Source organism: Mesorhizobium sp. BAC0120 (assembly GCF_033542235.1).
Lineage (GTDB): Bacteria > Pseudomonadota > Alphaproteobacteria > Rhizobiales > Rhizobiaceae > JAWRCU01.
Genome location: NZ_JAWRCU010000004.1, coordinates 417744 through 436260 on the forward strand (window position 1 = coordinate 417744; position 18517 = coordinate 436260).

The window sequence follows — 18517 nt, forward strand, 5'->3', positions numbered from 1 at the left end:
GACCATGATCGACGTGGCGCAGGCGGCAGGCGTCTCGATCGCTACGGTTTCGGCCTTTATCAACGGCACAGCCAATGTCAGCGCCGACCTCGGGCAGCGCATCGAGAAAGCCATTCGCGAGATCGGGTATCAGCGCAACGCAATCGCCCGCAGTCTCAAGCTCGGCACAACACGGACCATCGGGCTTACCGTCGCCGACATCCGCAATCCGTTCTTCACCGACGTGGTCGCCACCATCCAGCAGGTGCTGAATGCGGCCGGCTACGCCGTCATGCTCTGCTGCAATGAGGAGGATACCGTTCAGCAGGACGAGCAGATCAAGCTTCTGCTCGATCGCATGGTCGATGGCCTGATCATCGCGCCGGCGGGCGAGGACGACATCATGCGACGGCTCCTGACCGGCACACGCAAGCCCGTGGTGCTGATCGACCGCGTTTGCGACGGGCTCGATGTCGATGCCATCGTGCTCGACAACCTCAAGGCCGTATCCGACGCGACCAATTACCTCATCAATCTCGGACATCGCCGGATAGGGTACATCTCGGGATCACCGGAAACTTCGACCGGGCGCGACCGTCTCGCGGGCTATCGGCAGGCACTGGAAGCAGCTGGCGTCGCCTTCATCCCGGACCTCGTGCGTGAAGGTCATTTCCGAGAGGCCGACGGCTATCGCGCGGCCATGCAACTGCTCACCATGCCGGACCGCCCGACTGCCATCTTTTCGGCGAACAACCTCATGGTTATCGGCGCGATGCGGGCCATTCGCGACATGGGGCTTTCCTGCCCTGCCGATGTTTCGGTCGCCTGCATGGACGATTTTCCCTGGGCGGATGTCTTCAACCCGCGGCTCACCACCGTCGCGCAGCCGGTCGAAGCAATCGGCGAGCAGGCGGCCACGCTGCTGCTTGAGCGGCTGGAGGGCCGTGCGCCGCACCATTCGCGCCGCCTGGTGCTGCATGGCAACCTAATGATCCGGAACTCCTGCAGCCCGCGTATCCCTGCCTGAGCAACGCCTCAGTCGGCGTGAAGCTGACGTGCGATCGGTGGGCCGACCACAATGTCGCGAAAGCGGGCGTGAAAGCCGGAGCGCTTCGGCGAGCAAGCCATGACGCCCATTTTCGCGTCGGCCGCAGAAAGGGGCGCCAGCCTTGCCATCTGCCACGGAGCTCCGGCAATCGAGTACTGGACGCGGATCGCGTCGTCGTGCCGGGTCAGCCGGATGCTCACCTCGTCTTCAGGCCTGGCCTCCGGCAGTGGAATGACCGACCAGTCGGAGATCTCATGCGTCACCACGACGCTGAAATGCATCATGCCGTCGGTGAACTCGATGCCGGTCTTCACCCAGTTCTTCTCGTCAATACGGAGCATAAGCCCTGCCTGATCGTAGAGATGCTCGTATTCGCCGGTGACAATGGGCAGAGGCGGTGAAGTCGCCGCTCACCGGCCGCAAAAACGCATGTCCATTGTCGCGCACGAAGCCGTAGAAGGTGTGCCGCCAGAAGTCGGTCTCTTCACCGGTCGAAAGTTCGAGCGAACGCTCGTCTCCTTTCCAGGATGGCGGCTCGTTCAGCCATTGCCATTCGCTGCTCATTGAGGTTCCTCCCGACGTGGACATACCACCCAACTAGTCGGCTGCGGGCCGATATTCAATCTACGTCCGCGATTGTCCGCTACGGGTCTTTTTCCGGCATCGGCGCACTCGGTGCAGCACGCATGTCGAGACAACCCGTACGCCGCGCCCTTCGCGCTCCAGCCTATGCGTCTCGCCAGGATCGATAAGATTTTCGATAAGTGTGAACAGCAGAAAATCGATTTGCAAATGCATTTGCAAATGCATTCACAGGGCGCTAGCGTGGTGGTGTGAGCACGATTTCAAAAGTGGCCGAGCGGGCCGGCGTGTCGCGGACGACGGTGTCGCATGTGATCAACCATGCCGACCGCGTGTCGAAATCGCTGCGCGAGCGCGTCGAGAAGGCGATCGAGGAACTGGGCTACACGCCCAACCCGCAGGCGCAGAGCCTGCGCACAGGGCGCACCAATATGGTGGCGATGCTGATCCCGGATATCCGCAACCCGTTCTATCCGGAGTTGGTCAAGACCGCTCAATCCGAACTTGAGGCCGTCGGCCTGGACACACTGATCTTCGACACCGACGTACCAGGGGGCCACAGCCAGGAGCACGGCCACGAATATCTGCGCCAGATCAGGCATCGGCGCGTGGATGGGCTGATCGTCGGCGATTTCGCGCTACATGGGATGCACGATGCGCTTATCGGCATTGACGTGCCAGCCGTCTTCATCGGCAACCTGCCGAACCATGCAGTGGACAACGTGCGGATCGACGATTTCGACGGAGGCTACCAGATGGGCGCCTATCTGGCGCAGAAGGGCCACCGGCGCGTTGCCCACGTGACCGGCCCGTCCTTCTTCGTCGAGGCAATGCAACGCGCTAGCGGTTTCGAGAAGGGCCTGGCCGAGCATGGTGCGCCCGCCGACCCGGCCTTGCGCTTCGAGGGCAGCTACCTTGGCCCTTCGGGAAAGCTGGCGGCGGAGTGGCTGCTCGCCGCGCATGGCGACAACTTGCCCTCGGTGATCTTCTTCGGCAACTATCTGATGGCGGCCGGCGCCTTGGCGGAATTTCACGACCGCGGCGTGCCCGTGCCGGACAAGCTCAAGGTCGCGGTCTTCGGCGACCAGCCCCAGTTCGAATACGTCCGGCCGCGTTTGACGCGCGTCGGCAACTCTCCGGCTGAACTGGCGCGCCGCGCGACCCGCATGCTGCTCGAACGGATCAGCGGGCTCTATGTAGGCGAACCGAGAAGCGAAGTCGTGCCGTGCATCCTCAAGGAGTTCGACACGGCATGACGTCCGTGGAGTGGGGCGGCCTGGAGCAAAAGAGCCGCTCTTGGAAGAAGCTTAACAGGGAGGTATCGATGAGTGACAACGACAAGCGTATCTTGACGACAGGCTGGTCGCGCCGGCGGTTCTTGAGCAACAGCGCGACCTTCGCCGCGGCCGGCCTTGCCGGTGCCGTCAGCGGCTTTCCCTTCATCAACAAATTGCCGGTGCGCGCACAGGACGCGCCGTTGAAATTCTGGCAATTCTATGCACCGGGCGGACAGGTCAAGCCACAGGTCGACTGGTTCGAAAAGGCTGTCGCCGACTGGAATGCGACGCACGACCAGAAGGTCGAACTCGAATTCATTCCCAACAAGGAATACATCAACGGCCCCAAGCTCGCGACCGCCTTCGCTTCCGGCCAAGGGCCGGACATCTTCATCATCTCGCCCGGTGACTTCCTGCGCTACTACAATGGCGGCGTGTTGCAGGACCTGACGCCCTACATCGACGAGAAGGCCAGGGCGGATTTCCCCGAAAGTGTGCTCGCCACGCGCATGGTCGACGGCAAGATCTACGGCCTTCCGATGGAGGTCGAGCCGATGGCCATGTACTATTCGGTCAAGGCGTTCGAGGACGCTGGCCTCAACGAAAACGACGTGCCCAAGACCTGGGACGAACTGCTAGAACTGGGCAAGCGGCTGACGACGCCGGAACGCTACGGCCTGCTGTTCCAGACGGCGCCGGGCTACTACCAGAATTTCACCTGGTATCCGTTCCTGTGGCAAGGCGGCGGCGAGTTCCAGACAGCCGACGGGAAGAGTGCCTTCGACTCGTCGGCAACCGTGCAGGCCCTGAAGTTCTGGCAGGATGCCGTCAATTCGGGGGCGGCGCCCCGGCAGGTACTGGGCAACGGCGCAAACGACGCCGTCGCTAACCTCGCCTCGGGCTATTGCGCCATCCAGAACGTCGGGATCTGGGCGATATCCCAGCTAAAGAACAACGCCAAGGATTTTCCCTATGGCGTATTCCGCCTGCCGACGCCGGCGAGCGGCAAATATGTGACGGTCGGCGGAGGCTGGGCCTTTGTCGCGAACGCCAAGGGCAGGAACCCGGAAGCGGCCGCACAGTTCTGCGCCTGGGCGCTTGCCTCCATGGATCAGGGCTCGATCGACCGCGTCGCATCGTGGTGCACGGAAGCGAAGTCCGACATGCCGCCGCGCGACAGCGCGCTGAAGGCGCGTGAGTCCGCGTTTGGCGAGGGCATGATCGGCAAGTTCGCCAGGGAGATCCACCCCGGCACGCGCGCCGAACCACGGGTGCCGCCGGAGGTCTATAAGATCATATCCGACGCAGTCCAACAGACGATGCTCGGAGGCGCCGATCCTCAGACAACGGCGACGACTGCGTCGCAACAACTCGACGCCTATCTCGCCTCCTATTCCGGCGCGCCGATCCTCTAGGCGCTCCTGCCGAGCGGCGGTCGTCCGGCCACTGGCCGGGCGCTGTCGGCGGACGCCAATAATAATCAAGATGCGTTGATGAGTGAGCCTATCCGATCACAAGCCAAGCGGAGCCGCCTTTCGGCCAAGCACCGCGAATGGATCGCCGGGTATCTCTTCGTGCTGCCGGATGTGCTGGGGCTGATGGTGTTCCTCGGTCTGCCGATGCTGCTGTCGCTCGTGCTCGGGCTCTACGAGGTCGATGGCTTCGGCGGCTATCGTTTCGTTGGCCTCGCCAACTACGCCAGGATGATGCGCGATCCGCTGTTCTGGCAGTCGGCCAAGGTGACCGCGCTTTATGCGATCATGCTTGTACCTCTCCTCTACGCCTGCGGCCTGGGTCTGGCGTTGCTCGTACAGAAGACGAACCGCTTCAATGGCGTCATCCGTACCATGTTCTTTGCGCCCCATACGGTGAGCTTGGTCGTGGTGGCTTTGGTCTGGCAATTTCTCGTCGTTGACAAGATCGGCGTTTTGAGCCGTCTGGCGTCTGCGCTGGGGCTGGGCGGCATCTCTTTTCTCGGGGACCCGAACTACGCACTGTTTGCTGTCGTGGCCGTCAGTGTCTGGTTCCTGATGGGCTACTACATGCTGATCTTCCTTGGCGGCCTGCAGGACATACCGGCGATGTACTACGAGGCCGCCACCGTGGATGGCGCCGGGCCGATCGCGAAGTTCTGGCATATCACCTTGCCGCTGCTGAAGCCGACGAGCTTCTTCGTCATCATGATCTCGATGGTGGCGGCCGTCGCCGGCAGCCAGGCCTTCGATATCATCTGGGTAATGACCGCCGGCGGGCCTGCGAACTCGACCTCCGTGCTGATCGTCTACATCTATCAGCAGGCCTTCGGCTTCGGCGCTTTCGGTTATGCGGCCGCCATGGCCTCAATCCTGGTGATCTCGCTGATGGTGTTGACGGGACTGATGTTCCTGCTCACCCGCGGAGGCCGCTTCAGCTATGACTGATAAGGCCTCGCCCTACTTCAGCAGCTCGCAGGTGACAGTTGTTCGCTTCGTCTGGATGACGGTCGCCGCCATCCTTGCGTTGATGATGATCTTCCCGCTCATGTGGATGGTCTCGATCTCATTCAAAGATGCGCAGGAGTCCTTCTCGCCGGCCTTGCTGCCCACCGAGCCGACTTTCGAGAATGTCACCTATGTGCTGACCGAGGTCCCCTTCATCCGTTACATGCTGAACAGCCTGTTCGTGTCGGTCACAGTCACGGTAGTGGCTTTGTTCTTCCATTCCATGGCCGGCTATGCGCTCGCCAGGCTGCGGTTTCCCGGACGCGAGCTGATCTTCCTGGCCATCTTCTCGACGCTGCTCGTCTCATTGCCGGTCATAGTCGTGCCGCTGTTCATCATCGTGCGGACCTTGGGCATGCTGAACACCTATGCCGGCATCATCATTCCGTCGATCTTCAACGCGTTCGGCATCTTCCTGCTCAGGCAGTACTACCTCTCCATGCCGCGCGAGATCGAGGAGGCTGCGGTGATAGACGGCGCCAGCTACTGGCGCATCTATTGGAGCGTAATCCTGCCGCTCTCGAAACCAATCCTGTCGGCACTCGCGATCCTATTCTTCCTCGCCAACTGGAATGCCTTCCTGTGGCCGCTCACCGTTGCCTCCGACCAGAATTTGTGGGTCGTGCAGGTCGGTATCGCGAACTTCAAGAGCGAGTACTCGGCCGCGTGGAACTACATGATGGCCGCTTCGACCATCGTCGCGATCCCCACCCTCATCCTGTTCCTGATCTTCCAGCGGCAGATCATGGACTCGATCAAAACCAGCGGCCTGAAATGACCGCCAAAACTGCCAGGGAAAAAGCAATGACGAATGCAGGACTTTCGCCGCTGCGCGGCCTCGCCAAACTGCGTGAGGCCAGAACGCGCCGCTTCTCGAGCTACGACCGCACCGGCGGCAATGACGACCGGCTGCATATCGAGCCTGGCAAGACGGTCACCATTGCCGAATATGAAGGCGCGGGCATCGTCACGCATATCTGGGCGACGCTTGCCTGCAAGAGCGAGAGCTTCCTGCGCAAGATCGTGCTGCGTGCTTACTGGGACGGTGAGGAGCATCCGAGCGTTGAGACGCCCATCGGGGACTTCTTCGGGATGGGGCACGCGCAGACCCGCAATTTCGCGAGCCTGCCGGTGCAGGCGAGCCCTGAGGACGGCAAGGCTTTCAACTGCTATTTCCCGATGCCGTTCGCCAGCCACATGAAGATGACCATAACCAACGAGGCCGAGGACGACCTGCTGTTCTACTACTATGTCGACCTCGAACTGCACGAGCTGCTCGAAGAGGGCCTCGGCCGCTTCCACGCGCAATACCGGCAGGCGCGGCCGCAAGGAACCTCCGAGGCAGGCCTTGCGAACGAGCAGTTCCTGTTCGGTGGCGAGAATGTCGACGGCAAGGACAACTACACGATCCTGGATGCCGAGGGCCACGGCCACTATGTCGGCGTGCTCTTCAGCGTCTACTCCCGGCGCAGATCCGACCTGTGGGATTGGTACGGGGAGGGCGACGACATGATCTTCGTCGACGGCGAGCCGGGCCTCTCCGTGCCCGACACGGTGCGCAAGCCCGATCCGCGCATCGGCCCAATGGCAGCGCTCATCGAGCCGCGCAGCGAGAGCGCGCCCGGCGCCAATGATGCCTGGCCGCCGACGCTGCACGGCACCGGCACGGAGGACTATTTCAACACCGCATGGTGTCCGACCCAGACCTATTCCGCGCCGTATCACGGCATTATTGCCGCCGGCGGACCTAACTGGACGGAGCCGGTCACGCTCTATCGCTGGCACATCGAGGATCCTGTCATCTTCCAGAAGCGCATCAGGGTGACGATGGAGCATGGCCATGCCAACCGTCGCTCCGACGACATCTCCTCGGTGGCGTTCTGGTATCAGGCCGAGCCCCATAAGCCATTTGGGCCGCTGCCCGACGCCAAGGACCGGCTGCCAACCTTCCGTCGCCCGTTCCAGAACTGGGAGGCGGCGCAGACCTGAATTGCCTGACGACGGGATCGAGCGCGGCACCGAACGTCGCTGTCTACCGGTGAACGACCGATCTGGGTTCTTTTTCGACTGGCTGGAAGCGCCAGGACCCGACGGATTCGCTTGGGTGCGTCTGCCTTCGGCCACTGCCGTCGGGGCCGCTCTCACTGTGAAGTGAATAAGTGTTCGTCATAACAGCGACGAATCGTGCGCTTAGATGTTGGAGCGGGATAGCGGGGGCAATGGGCCTTGAGGAGGACCTATGCCCGGTGTGAATGCCATCGTCACGCGCGCTCGCCGCATGATCGATTCGTCATTGTTGAGCGGCACGGCCAGATCGGTCCGGCGTGACCATCTCACCTATCTGTCGCCGCGCAAACTGAGGCGTCTCGAAACCGTATTGAGCGAGGTCCTGCGTGGAGGGGTGCCGGGCGATGTCATGGAGTTCGGCATCGCCCTCGGCGGAAGTGCAATCGTGCTTGCCAAGGAAGCGACGAAGTACGGGCGCAGCTTCCATGGGTTCGACGTCTTCGGGATGATCCCGCCTCCGACATCGGAAAAGGACGACGAGAAATCCAGGGAGCGCTATCAGACGATCCTGAAGGGGGAATCGAGAGGGCTGGGCGGCGATAAATATTACGGTTACCGCGACAATCTCTATGATGATGTCTGCCGCTCGTTCAGCAAATATGGCCTGAGCGTCGGCGATTCGGCGGTCAGCCTGCATAAAGGCTTGTTCCAGGAAACTTTACCGGGCGTCAGCCTCAGCGAGATTGCTTTCGCACATATCGACTGCGACTGGTACGACCCCGTCGCCTTCTGCCTCGCCAGTGTCGCCGACCGCCTCAGTCCGCGCGGAGTCATCGTGCTCGACGACTATCACGACTATGGCGGCTGCCGGATCGCAACAAACGAATTTTTGCGGATTCGGCCCGACTTCAGCTTCGAAGATGGAGAGAACGTCGTGCTGCGGCGGACTGGACTGCAGGCCTAAAGGCCCTATGTCGCAAGACGGGCGGTTGATCATGCGTTCAACATATTGTGCAGTGCAATATTTCACGGCATAAGGAGCGCGCCGTTTCATCGCCTGGCTCCCGCGGAGCCATCGGTCGGCACGTATTCGCCTTCTCCCGGGCGGGGGGTAAGAGCGAGGAAAACTGATGAAAGTCCTGTTTGCCGGGGGTAACGGCTACTATCCTGAATTTCATGGCGGGGTTCAATCAAGCACGCACCATCTGGCGGAGCAGTTGCGCAAGCAGGGTCATGAGGCGGCGGTGCTTGCGGCACTCTTCGGCGACGGCATCTTCGGCACGACGGCCCGCATCAAGCTGAAAGTCCTCCGGCAGGGGGCGGTAATGGACAATTTTCCCGGCTATCCGGTGGTGCGGGCATGGTTTCCGTGGGATGCCGTGCCCTTCGCCGTTTCCCGTCTGAAGCCGGATGTCGCGGTCGTCCAGTGCCATAAGTCGGTTCCACTTGGGAAAGCCCTGGAAGCACAGAATGTGCCGATCGTCGTCTACCTCAGGAATGTGGAATTCCACGAACTTGCCGGCGACCTCAGAGAGCTGAGATCGGCGCTCTACATCGCCAATTCCGAATTCACCGCGCGCGCATTTGCAGAGCGTTTCGGAATCGAGGCGACTGTCATCCCGCCGACCATCGACCCGGCACGTTATCGGACCGCCACGACCAAGGAATGTGTGACCTTCATCAATCCGTACACGGAGAAGGGCTTCGAGGTTGCCGTCCGGATCGCCGGGCGCTGCCCCGACATTCCTTTCCAGTTCGTCGAGAGCTGGAAGCTGGACGGCGAATACCGAACCCAAGTCGAACAGACGATCGCGCCGCTGAAGAACGTCACCCTACTCAAGCGCACCGACGATATGAAGACTGTCTACGGCCGCACCAAGATTCTTCTTGCGCCGAGCAAATGGGAAGAAGCTTGGGGCCGCGTTGCCTCCGAAGCCCATTGCAGTGGCATTCCGGTGCTTGGATCCCGTCGCGGCGGCTTGCCCGAGGCAATCGGCGAAGGTGGCGTCGTGCTCGACTACGATGCGCCGCTCGAGGAATGGGTTACCGCGCTCAAGAGGCTCTGGTCCGACCAGGCGTACTACGCCCGCCTGTCTGCTGCGGCCCTCGAACATTCCAAGCGGCCCGCGCTAGATCCGAATCACCAATTCGCAACCTTCCTCGAAGTGCTGAAGCGTGCGGCGGCAAGGACCGACGCTTCCATCGATGCCTAGGCGCTGACCATAGCGCCTCAGATCCGTCGCCTTGATCCTGGCGGACGCCGCTTGGCCTGCAAGGCGGCTCCGGTCCAGGAAACAGAGTTGATACGCCGCATGAGAATAGGCTTTGTCGTCGGAGAGTTCCCGCTCTTGTCGCATACCTTCGTGATCAGCCAGATCGAAGGCTTCATGCGGCGCGGCTACGACATCTCCGTCATATGCGACAGGATCGGCAGCGATAGACGCATCGACGCTACCGCGGAACCGATGAAGACGATGCTGGAGAACACGCATCGGTGGTGGCGGTTGTCATCCAGGCTGCGTAGCGCCGTCGGGCGCCTGCCGCCCAAGCTCCAGGACAAGGTCTCGACCGCGGCCGACATGTTGTGGACGGAGGAACTCAACAGATGCGACCTTCTGCTTGCCCATTTCGGGAACAATGGGCTCCGGCTGGCGAGGGCAAAAAAGCAGAAACGACTGGCGCCGCCGATTGTGACCATCTTCCATGGAAATGACGTCGGCATTCCGGCGCATGAGGGGACGCTGCAGAGATATATGCCTCTGTTCCAGCACGGGACATGCCAGCTGACAGTGAACGAAGTCTTCCGAAGGCAGCTCATCGAAGTTGGTGCGCCCGAGCACCAGGTCGCGGTGCACCGCATGGGCATCGACTGCGACGACATTCCATACCACCCGCGCAATATGGACGAGGGTCCCTTGCGACTGATCTCTGTCTGCCGTCTGGTGGAGAAGAAGGGCATCGCATTCGCGCTTCGGGCCGTTGCCGCCCTGCAGGCTGCAGAGCCGCAAATCGAGTGGCGCTATTCCGTCATAGGCGACGGCCCGCTGCTCGATGAACTGCGTGCTCTCGCCGGTGAGCTCGGAATCGAGGAGAGGGTGCGGTTTTACGGCGCGCTGCCTCACGGCGACGTCAAGGAGCACCTCGCCCGCTCACATATCTTTCTCTTACCGAGCGTCACGGCGACAGACGGCGACGTGGAGGGAGTTCCCGTCGCGCTCATGGAAGCGATGGCCGCGGGGCTCATCACAGTCAGCACCTATCATTCAGGAATCCCGGAATTGATCGAGAACCATAAGACCGGTTTTCTCGCGCCTGAGAAGGACGTGGAAGCACTCGCAACTCACCTGATTTGGATTGCCGAGAATCGTGACGCCTCCCACGCCGTCACGGCAGCTGCTCGCCGACACATAGAGGCCGAGTTCAACAACGATGTGCTGAACGATCGCCTGGCGACGATGATCACCTCGCTCTTGGCCGAGAAGCAGGTCGCATGAACGCACCGCTGCACTTCGGCAAGGTGGCGTTGCGCGGCAGCGTCGTCACCGGCATCTCGCAGGGCGTGAGGGTCGGCCTGCAGTTCCTTTCCGTCGTGATCCTGGCGCGGCTGCTCGTTCCGGAAGATTTCGGCCTTGTAGCGGCGGTTGGGCCGATCGTCGCCTTCGTCGGGCTGTTCCAGAATCTCGGGCTGCAGCAGGCCGTCGTCCAGCGAATGGAAATCACCGACGCCCAGCTCAACCGCATGTTCTGGATCATGGCGGCCGTAGGCCTCGCCTGCACGACCGTCGTCGTGCTCATCAGCCCGGCCGTGGCGTGGTTCTACGGCGATCCGCGCATGCGCGGCATCACGATCCTGGCCGGCCTGCCGCTCTTGCTCGGCAGCATGGCCGGGCTGCCGCTCAGTCTCCTCAACCGCCACCTTCGGTTCGGTCAACTTGCGCTCATCGACATGGCCAATGCGCTGGTCGGCTTCCTCGCCGCAGCCGCCAGCGCCTATCTGGGGATGGGCTATTGGTCGCTGCTTGTCGGTTCGGCAGCTTCTGCCGCCGTGTCACTCGCCGTCGGCTGGTGGTGGAGCCACTGGACACCAGGCAGGCCGGATTTTGCGATCGATCGCGACATCATGTCGTTCGGTGCCAATCTCACCGGCTTCAACCTGGTCAATTTCTTTTCCCGCAATCTCGACAACATACTGATCGGAAAATTTTCGGGCGCCGTGGAACTCGGCTTCTACGACCGCGCCTACAAGCTGCTGCTCTTTCCGATCCAGAACATTATCGCGCCCCTGTCGCGCGTCATGATACCGCTGCTCGCCCGCGTGCAGAACGACAAAGCGCGTTTCCGTGACCTCTACCTGCAGATAGTCTGGGTACTCTCCTTCGTGACCGTCCCCGGCGTTGCGGCTCTGGTATGCACCTCGGAGCAGGTTGTCACGATCCTGTTCGGCGAGAAATGGCAGGCGGTTGCGCCGATCTTCGCATGGCTCGGACTTGCCGGCCTGGTCCAGGCGGCCGGCAACACGACCGGCTGGGTCTTCATGTGCCAGGGCAAGACCAAGACCATGTTCCAGTGGGGTGTGTATGCCGCGGCCACCACGATCGCCGCCTTCGTGATCGGGCTACCCTGGGGCGCCGTCGGCGTCGCCGCCGCTTACGCGATCAGCACCTATGCGCTGAGGATCCCGGTGCTGACCTGGCTGATGCACCGCGTAGGCCCGGTCTCGGCTTACGACTTCCTGATGGCGCAGTTTCTCTATGTTTTCTCGTCGCTCGCCACCTGGGCTATCTTCAATTTCTTCCCGGATGCCTTTGTGAGATCGAGCAACCTGGTGACCGTGATACTCGTGACGGCCCTAAGCTATTTGCTGGCCGGTCTGATTACGCTGGCGGTGCCCGAGCCGCGTCGGGTCGCCTTCGTCATCGGCAAGAAGGTGATCGGCGCCATCCGATGATGCGGCGGAGGCCGTGCTCCCGATCACCCTTTTCAAGAGCTCGACCGACGACAGCGCGGAAGCGTTCTCCATCAGGACCGATTTCAGGCTGGTCTTCCTGAAATCCTCGAGCTTTTCCGAAAACAGCTGAAGCTTGCCTGCGGCTTCCTCGGCCGCGATCGTGTCGATGTCCATGAGCACTTCGGAGATGCCGAGCCTGGCAGCCAGTTCCTTGGTCTTGAACTCATAGGCGATCGGCAGCACTGGGGTGCCGACGCAGAGCGACATGATCATCATGTGCATGCGCGTCGCCACGACGAAATCGAAACCCTTCACCAGTTCCATCAGCTGCTCGGGCGTGTGGAACGAGGAATCGATCGACACACTCTCGGCGATCGAGGGGTCGAGCTCAGTGACGATGGCCCTGGCAGTCTTGGAGTCGTCATGGGCATATTCCGGCACGCCCTGGCAGGTCGACACGAAAGTGACCTTCTTGCCTTGTTGCACTAGCGAAATGACGAGCTGCCCGACGGCCTCGATATAGCGGCGCATGCCGTCCTGGCCGTCTTTCACATAGTTCCAGTTGCGGACCGAAATCCCGACCCGCCCGGTCGGGGCGGGCGGCGTTGAGGCCGCGAGGATGTCTGTTATCCGCTGCGTATCCGCCAAGGCAAAGACGGCGTCCGCGACAACGTGGCATTTGGTTCGGTCTCTGACGATGTTGGAAATATGCCCCAAGGATTTTTCATCCCGCAGCAGGATGAGCGGACTCTCGTTCAGGACGCTTTTCAAAGATATCCTGTTGTAACCATTGTTGAACGGACCAAGGGACTGGGTAAAAAAAATGGGAGCCTTTTGCATAAGGCTGTCAATTTGAAACTGTAATATCCGCTTTTTCAAATTATAGTTTTCGACCAGATAGGTTCCGCCGGTGGTCACGACGAAATCAGCGCCACGATAGATTTCAAGGCTTTTACGGCTTTCCTTATCCAATACGAGATTCGCCAAAGCTTCGTTGCCGCGCCCAAGCTGGCCAATGGCGTGCAGGCGAATTTTGTTGAACGCCTTCTTTGCGAGGTTCTTCAGGAAATTCCGGTCGTGCTCGTATTTGAAAACCTGCTCGGAAAGCAGCTTCCTGAACGTCAGGTTTTTGTATTTTTTCTCTTTGTAGAGCCGTTCCGATACTTCGGGATTGCTGTCAAAGACGTAGATCTTCGCTTCTTCACCAAGCGCGCGATCCAGTATCTCCTTTATCGCAATCAGAATTGCTGCATCGCCCGTGTTGAGGCACACAGTATTTTCAACCACGACGTGCATGAATCTGCTCTGCTCCGGCTGTTGATGGCGCATTGGAACCCGCTCGGATCACTTCGGGAGATGTTTGTCAGGCTCCATGAAGACAGTGCGGTCCGACAAAGCTTCTTTACGTGCTGCACTGCAGCAATTAGGTTGAACCTACCACCGTTCCACCGATCTCTGTCAATCGAAAAGGATGTCCAGATGAAAGTAGCGGTTATCGGAACCGGCTATGTCGGTCTTGTCAGCGGGACCTGTCTTGCGGAGGTCGGGTGGGACGTGACATGCGTCGACAAGGTCACCGACAAGATCGAAAAGCTGAACAAAGGGGTGATCCCGATATACGAGCCGGGTCTCGAGGAACTGGTGACCAAGAATGTCGGCGCCGGGCGGCTGAGATTCACGACCGCCATTGCCGAGGCTGTCAAGGATGCCGAGGTCGTCATCATTGCGGTCGGCACGCCGACGCGCCCGCTCGATGGCAATGCCGACCTCCAATACGTCTATGCCGCGGCCGAGGAGATCGGCCGCTCTCTGGACCATTATGCCGTGGTCGTCACTAAATCGACCGTGCCGGCCGGGACCGGCTTTCAGGTCAAGCGAATCGTTTCCGAGGCCAATCCCGATCTCGATTTCGACGTGGCGTCGAATCCGGAGTTCCTGCGCGAGGGGAACGCGATCTACGACTTCATGAAGCCTGACCGCATCGTGGTCGGCACGGAGACCGACCGAGCACGAGAGCTGCTCGAGAAGCTCTATAGCCCATTTGCCGACCAGGGCGTCGAACTCATCCGCACCGATCTGATTTCGTCGGAGCTCATCAAATATGCAGCAAACACGTTCCTGGCCACCAAGGTCAGCTTCATCAACGAGATGGCCGATATCTGCGAAAAGCTCGGCGGCAATATCGAGGACGTGTCGCGCGGCATGGGCAGCGACAACCGTATCGGCCATGCCTTCCTGAGGCCGGGCCCCGGTTACGGCGGCTCATGCTTCCCTAAGGATACGCTCGCTATGGTCCATATCGGCGAGCGGGCGCTTAGCCCTGCGACGATCGTGGAAGCCGTGATCTCGGTCAATCGGGCCCGCGGCCATCGCATGGTGGCAAAGATCGTTCAGGCGGCCGACGACGACGTGCGCGGCAAGCGCATCGCGCTTCTGGGACTCACCTTCAAGCCCAATACGGACGACGTGCGCGACAGCATCGCGATACTGATTGCCGAGGAGCTGTCGCAGGCAGGCGCGATCGTCAGGGCCTATGATCCGAAGGGGATGCAGCAGGCCTATCGCGTTTTGGACGATGCAATCGAATATTGCGGCAGTGCGGACGATGCACTCGACGATGCCGACATATGCGTGATCGCGACCGAGTGGAGCGAGTTCACGGACAAGAAGCCGAGCGAGTACAAGAGGCTGATGGCCGAACCGGTCCTCGTCGACTTGCGCAACGCTTTCTCGCCCGAGGAGATGGCCGACCTTGGCTTCACCTATGTCTCGATTGGCAGATCCGCCGTGAAGCCGAAGCCGGTGCGCACGCAACGCGAAGGTGATCTGATCGGGATAGAGACCAGGCTGTAGTCACCACAACATCGAAATGCGCAGCGGCTTTGGGATAAATCCGATGCGCCTGCACAGAGATAGAGCGGCCTAGCGATCGTATAGGAACGCGCGCCGCTCCATCTTTTTGTTCGCGCATGGAATTCGTCCGAAATCCGCTGCGCACTCTTCCGTCCGTTGCATTTAACCGCGGCTGATCCTCGATGCATTGACGCATCGCTCGTCTAGGCCGATACCCCGACGAGCAATAAGGAATTGATACATGCGGGTTCTCGTCACGGGCAGTGCCGGCTTCATCGGCTTCCACATCGCCAGGAGGTTGATCGCGGACGGGCATCTGGTCGTCGGGTTTGACGGCATGACGCCCTACTACGACGTGACGCTCAAGGAGCGCCGGCATGCGATCCTTGCCAAGTCCAATGGCTTTCGCGCAAAGATCGGGCTTCTCGAGGACAAGGCCGCGCTTGACGAGGCCGTCGCCGACTTCCGTCCCGACGTGATCATCCATCTCGCGGCGCAGGCAGGTGTCCGATACAGCCTGGAACACCCGGAAGCCTATGTAAGCGCCAATCTCGACGGCATGTTCAACCTGCTCGAGGCAGCGCGCCAGGCAGCGGTGAAACATCTGCTCATCGCTTCGACCAGCTCGGTCTATGGTGCCAACAGCAAAATGCCATTCCGGGAGACGGACCGCACCGACTGGCCGATCACGCTCTATGCCGCGACAAAGAAGGCCGGTGAGGCGATGTCGCATTCTTATGCGCATCTGTGGAAATTGCCCACCACCTGCTTCCGCTTCTTCACGGTCTACGGTCCCTGGGGACGGCCGGACATGGCGCCGATCAAGTTTACCACGGCGATCGACGAGGGCCGGCCGATCGAAGTCTATGGCGAAGGCAAGATGCGGCGCGACTTCACCTATATCGACGACCTGGTGGAGGCGGTGATCCGATTGATCGACGCGGTGCCGGAAGCCGGGAAGCCAGTACTTGCCGAAGGCGTGGAGGATTCGCTGTCGCCAGCCGGGCCCTGGCGTGTCGTCAATATCGGCGGCGGCCAGCCGGTCTGGCTGATGCCGTTCATCGAGACGATCGAGCGGCATCTCGGCAAGAAAGCCGAAATGATCATGCTGCCCATGCAGAAGGGCGACGTGACCGAGACTTTCGCCGACGCTTCCCTTCTGACAGCGCTGACCGGCTTCACGCCGAAAACGACGGTGGAGGAAGGGGTGAAGGCACTGGTCAAGTGGTATCGGAAAGAAGTGCGGTCCTTGGGGGCTTGATAGGAATGTCGTCGGAAATACTTCAGTCTCCATCGGGGCGTGAGCTTCTCGAACGCGAAATGAGCCGGCAGCATGCCGATGCGCTTGCCTCGCTCCGCTCCAATACCGGCATGGCCGAGCGTGTTGCCGCGAGTGTCGCCAAGACCGGCAAGCTGCTGCTTCTCGGCATGGGCGCTTCGCATTATGCCAATCGTATCGCCGAGCCCCTTTACCGGCAGCTTGGCAGCGAGGCCTGGGCGTCCACTGCCGCCGACCAGCTCCACTCGCCACTGCCGCCGGCTCTGCGAACGGTGATCATCGTCTCGCAGTCAGGCGAATCCGGTGAGATCCCTGAACTCGTTCGTGGGCTCGCCGACGACGAACACTCGTTCGGCATGACGCTCGACGCCTCCAGCACGCTTGGCCGGTCGCTGCCTTGCCTCGTTGGAGCCGGCGGCAGCGAGGTCGCCTTCGCCGCAACGCGCAGCCTGACCGTCACGCTGGCACTTCATGCCGCAGTCCTTTCGGCAATCGGGGGCAGTGATGGTGGGGCGGCCGCAAGCCTCCTCAGTCCACCCGCAGCCGCTGTCGACGAAGCGCTCCATGCTTTGGTCAATAAGCCGGTAATGGTCGTCAGCGGCCAAGGTGTGTTCCGCGGGCTCGCGGAAACCTCCGCCTTGATGATCACGGAACTTGCACGCATGCCGGCCCTCGGTTTCGAGCTCGGCCAGTTCCGCCATGGACCGCTGGAGCTGCTTTCGCCGGATATCGGCGTCGTCGTCTTGCGCGGTGCGGAGGAAAACTCCGCAGCGATGCAAAGGGTGGCCCAGGCTGTGAGCGGAGCGGGCTCGACACCGGTCATCTTCGACTGCAGCGGCGAGAGGCCGTTACCGGGCGCCGTGACGATCGCATTGCCGCGACTCCAAGGACTCGGTGCGGTGCTCGCGATGCTGCCGTCACTGCAGCGCTTGATCATAGAGATCGCTGCGCGCAAGGTGGCGCGTGTCGGCGAGCCGGTTCGCTCGACCAAGATCACGCGGGCGGCCTGATGACCGGAGACGTGAATGGCGAGACCGCTTTGCCCGAAATCCACCTGATCGGCGGCGTCATCGTCGATCTCATCATGGGGCGGGTTGCCCCATGGCCTCAGCCCGGCACGGAAACCTTCGTCCCGCACTCGGAACTGAGGGCAGGGGGGCCGGCCGGCAACACCGCGCTCGCGCTGAAGGCGCTCGGCGTGCCGCACCATGTCATCTGCAATATCGGCAACGACATGTTCGGCGCCTGGCTGACGGCCACCTTCGGCGAGGCCGCGCAGAGGTGGAACAAAGTCCGGCGGCCGACCGCGATCTCGGTGGCGATCGAGCACCCTGGAGGCGAACGGAGCTTCTTCACGGAGCCCGGGCATCTTGCCGCCCAGGAGGTCGGCGAGATTCTCGACATGCTCCCGGTCAAGGCAGTCCCCGGCAGCATCGCCTTGCTGACCGGGGCATTCCTCCACCCGGACCTGCTCGATTCCTTCGCCGGGCTACTCCAGGCGATCGGAAGACGAGGCTTTACGGTCGCGCTGGATACGGGTTGGCCGCCGCACGGCTGGGATGAGGCGACGCGGGAGAAAGTGAGCAGCTGGCTCGCGTGGTGCGACCATATCCTGTTCAACGAGATCGAGAGCCGGTCGCTTTCGGGCGCTGCCTCGGTGGAGGCTGCCGCACGCTGGATGAGGGAGCGGGCGAAGCCCGACGCCGTACTGGTCATCAAGCGTGGCGCCGAGGGCGCGTCGGCGTGGATCGGCGGCGAGATCGTCCATGCTCGGGCGCCGGCCGTGCAAGTCGTCGACACCACAGGGGCGGGGGATGCCTTCAACGCCGGTTATCTCGGCGCCTGCCTGAGGGGCGCGCCTGTCGCCGTCGCGCTCGCAGAAGGCGTGGAGGTGGCGTCGGCTGCAATCGCCTCGTCGCCGCGCGAATACCGGCCGCCGAGGAGCCGCACGGTGGCCGCAGCCTCGCAGGCGTCGAGCACCGCCGACTGATACGGTTTGCGCAACTCCCTGCACAGCGCCATAGTGAGGGCGTGCAGGCCATAGGCTTGACAGCGTGAGCACCA

General features: G+C 61.5%; 15 protein-coding genes and 1 pseudogene. 14 read left to right on the plus strand and 2 right to left on the minus strand.

Annotation, left to right across the window (positions count from 1 at the left end):
• Positions 1 to 4: 4 nt before the first annotated feature.
• Positions 5 to 1006: a LacI family DNA-binding transcriptional regulator gene (locus SAZ10_RS12365; protein WP_318609652.1), complete on the plus strand. Its 1002-nt coding sequence runs from the start codon at positions 5 to 7 to the stop codon at positions 1004 to 1006.
• Positions 1007 to 1014: 8 nt separating this feature from the next.
• Here SAZ10_RS12365 and SAZ10_RS12370 read toward each other — a convergent pair.
• Positions 1015 to 1591, minus strand: a pseudogene (locus tag SAZ10_RS12370) (DUF1349 domain-containing protein).
• A gap of 269 nt (positions 1592 to 1860) precedes the next feature.
• Between SAZ10_RS12370 and SAZ10_RS12375 the strand changes: the two are divergent.
• From SAZ10_RS12375 to SAZ10_RS12415, 9 genes are all read left to right on the plus strand, one after another.
• Positions 1861 to 2865: a LacI family DNA-binding transcriptional regulator gene (locus tag SAZ10_RS12375; protein ID WP_318609512.1), complete on the plus strand. Its 1005-nt coding sequence runs from the start codon at positions 1861 to 1863 to the stop codon at positions 2863 to 2865.
• A gap of 68 nt (positions 2866 to 2933) precedes the next feature.
• Positions 2934 to 4301 (plus strand): sugar ABC transporter substrate-binding protein, encoded by a 1368-nt coding sequence (locus tag SAZ10_RS12380; RefSeq protein WP_318609513.1) that lies wholly within the window; start codon positions 2934 to 2936, stop codon positions 4299 to 4301.
• Positions 4302 to 4379: 78 nt separating this feature from the next.
• On the plus strand, positions 4380 to 5306 hold the full coding sequence (locus tag SAZ10_RS12385) for a sugar ABC transporter permease (protein WP_318609514.1): 927 nt from the start codon (positions 4380 to 4382) through the stop codon (positions 5304 to 5306).
• The gene (locus SAZ10_RS12390) at positions 5299 to 6144 is read left to right on the plus strand and encodes a carbohydrate ABC transporter permease (RefSeq protein WP_318609515.1); all 846 of its coding nucleotides are present in this window, start codon (positions 5299 to 5301) and stop codon (positions 6142 to 6144) included. The genes SAZ10_RS12385 and SAZ10_RS12390 overlap by 8 nt, the downstream gene beginning before the upstream one ends.
• Before the next feature lie 26 nt (positions 6145 to 6170).
• A complete protein-coding gene (locus tag SAZ10_RS12395; protein WP_318609516.1) occupies positions 6171 to 7355 on the plus strand; it encodes a glycoside hydrolase family 172 protein in 1185 nt (394 codons plus the stop codon).
• Between the two features lie 250 nt (positions 7356 to 7605).
• Positions 7606 to 8337 carry a TylF/MycF/NovP-related O-methyltransferase gene (locus tag SAZ10_RS12400; RefSeq protein ID WP_318609517.1) on the plus strand — a complete coding sequence of 244 codons (732 nt, stop codon included), beginning with the start codon at positions 7606 to 7608 and terminating at the stop codon, positions 8335 to 8337.
• A 166-nt stretch (positions 8338 to 8503) separates the two neighbouring features.
• Positions 8504 to 9586 carry a glycosyltransferase gene (locus SAZ10_RS12405; RefSeq protein WP_318609518.1) on the plus strand — a complete coding sequence of 361 codons (1083 nt, stop codon included), beginning with the start codon at positions 8504 to 8506 and terminating at the stop codon, positions 9584 to 9586.
• 87 nt (positions 9587 to 9673) lie between these two features.
• Positions 9674 to 10867, plus strand: a complete 1194-nt coding sequence (locus SAZ10_RS12410) for a glycosyltransferase (RefSeq protein WP_318609519.1) — start codon at positions 9674 to 9676, stop codon at positions 10865 to 10867.
• Positions 10864 to 12321, plus strand: coding sequence for a lipopolysaccharide biosynthesis protein (locus SAZ10_RS12415; RefSeq protein WP_318609520.1), 1458 nt, complete (start codon positions 10864 to 10866; stop codon positions 12319 to 12321). Before SAZ10_RS12410 ends, SAZ10_RS12415 begins: the two co-directional genes overlap by 4 nt.
• Here the strand turns inward: SAZ10_RS12415 and SAZ10_RS12420 are convergent.
• Positions 12223 to 13650, minus strand: a complete 1428-nt coding sequence (locus SAZ10_RS12420; RefSeq protein WP_318609521.1) for a polysaccharide pyruvyl transferase family protein — start codon at positions 13648 to 13650, stop codon at positions 12223 to 12225. The two genes, SAZ10_RS12415 and SAZ10_RS12420, sit on opposite strands and share 99 nt — an antisense overlap.
• Positions 13651 to 13800: 150 nt before the next feature.
• Between SAZ10_RS12420 and SAZ10_RS12425 the strand changes: the two genes are divergently transcribed.
• From SAZ10_RS12425 to SAZ10_RS12440, 4 genes are all read left to right on the plus strand, one after another.
• Positions 13801 to 15174, plus strand: coding sequence for a UDP-glucose/GDP-mannose dehydrogenase family protein (locus SAZ10_RS12425; protein WP_318609522.1), 1374 nt, complete (start codon positions 13801 to 13803; stop codon positions 15172 to 15174).
• A gap of 241 nt (positions 15175 to 15415) precedes the next feature.
• Entirely contained in the window at positions 15416 to 16435 is a 1020-nt protein-coding gene (locus SAZ10_RS12430) for an NAD-dependent epimerase (protein WP_318609523.1), read from the plus strand.
• A 59-nt stretch (positions 16436 to 16494) separates the two neighbouring features.
• Positions 16495 to 17463: an aminotransferase gene (locus SAZ10_RS12435; RefSeq protein WP_318609524.1), complete on the plus strand. Its 969-nt coding sequence runs from the start codon at positions 16495 to 16497 to the stop codon at positions 17461 to 17463.
• On the plus strand, positions 17463 to 18443 hold the full coding sequence (locus SAZ10_RS12440; RefSeq protein ID WP_318609525.1) for a carbohydrate kinase family protein: 981 nt from the start codon (positions 17463 to 17465) through the stop codon (positions 18441 to 18443). The genes SAZ10_RS12435 and SAZ10_RS12440 overlap by 1 nt, the downstream gene beginning before the upstream one ends.
• Positions 18444 to 18517 lie beyond the last annotated feature (74 nt).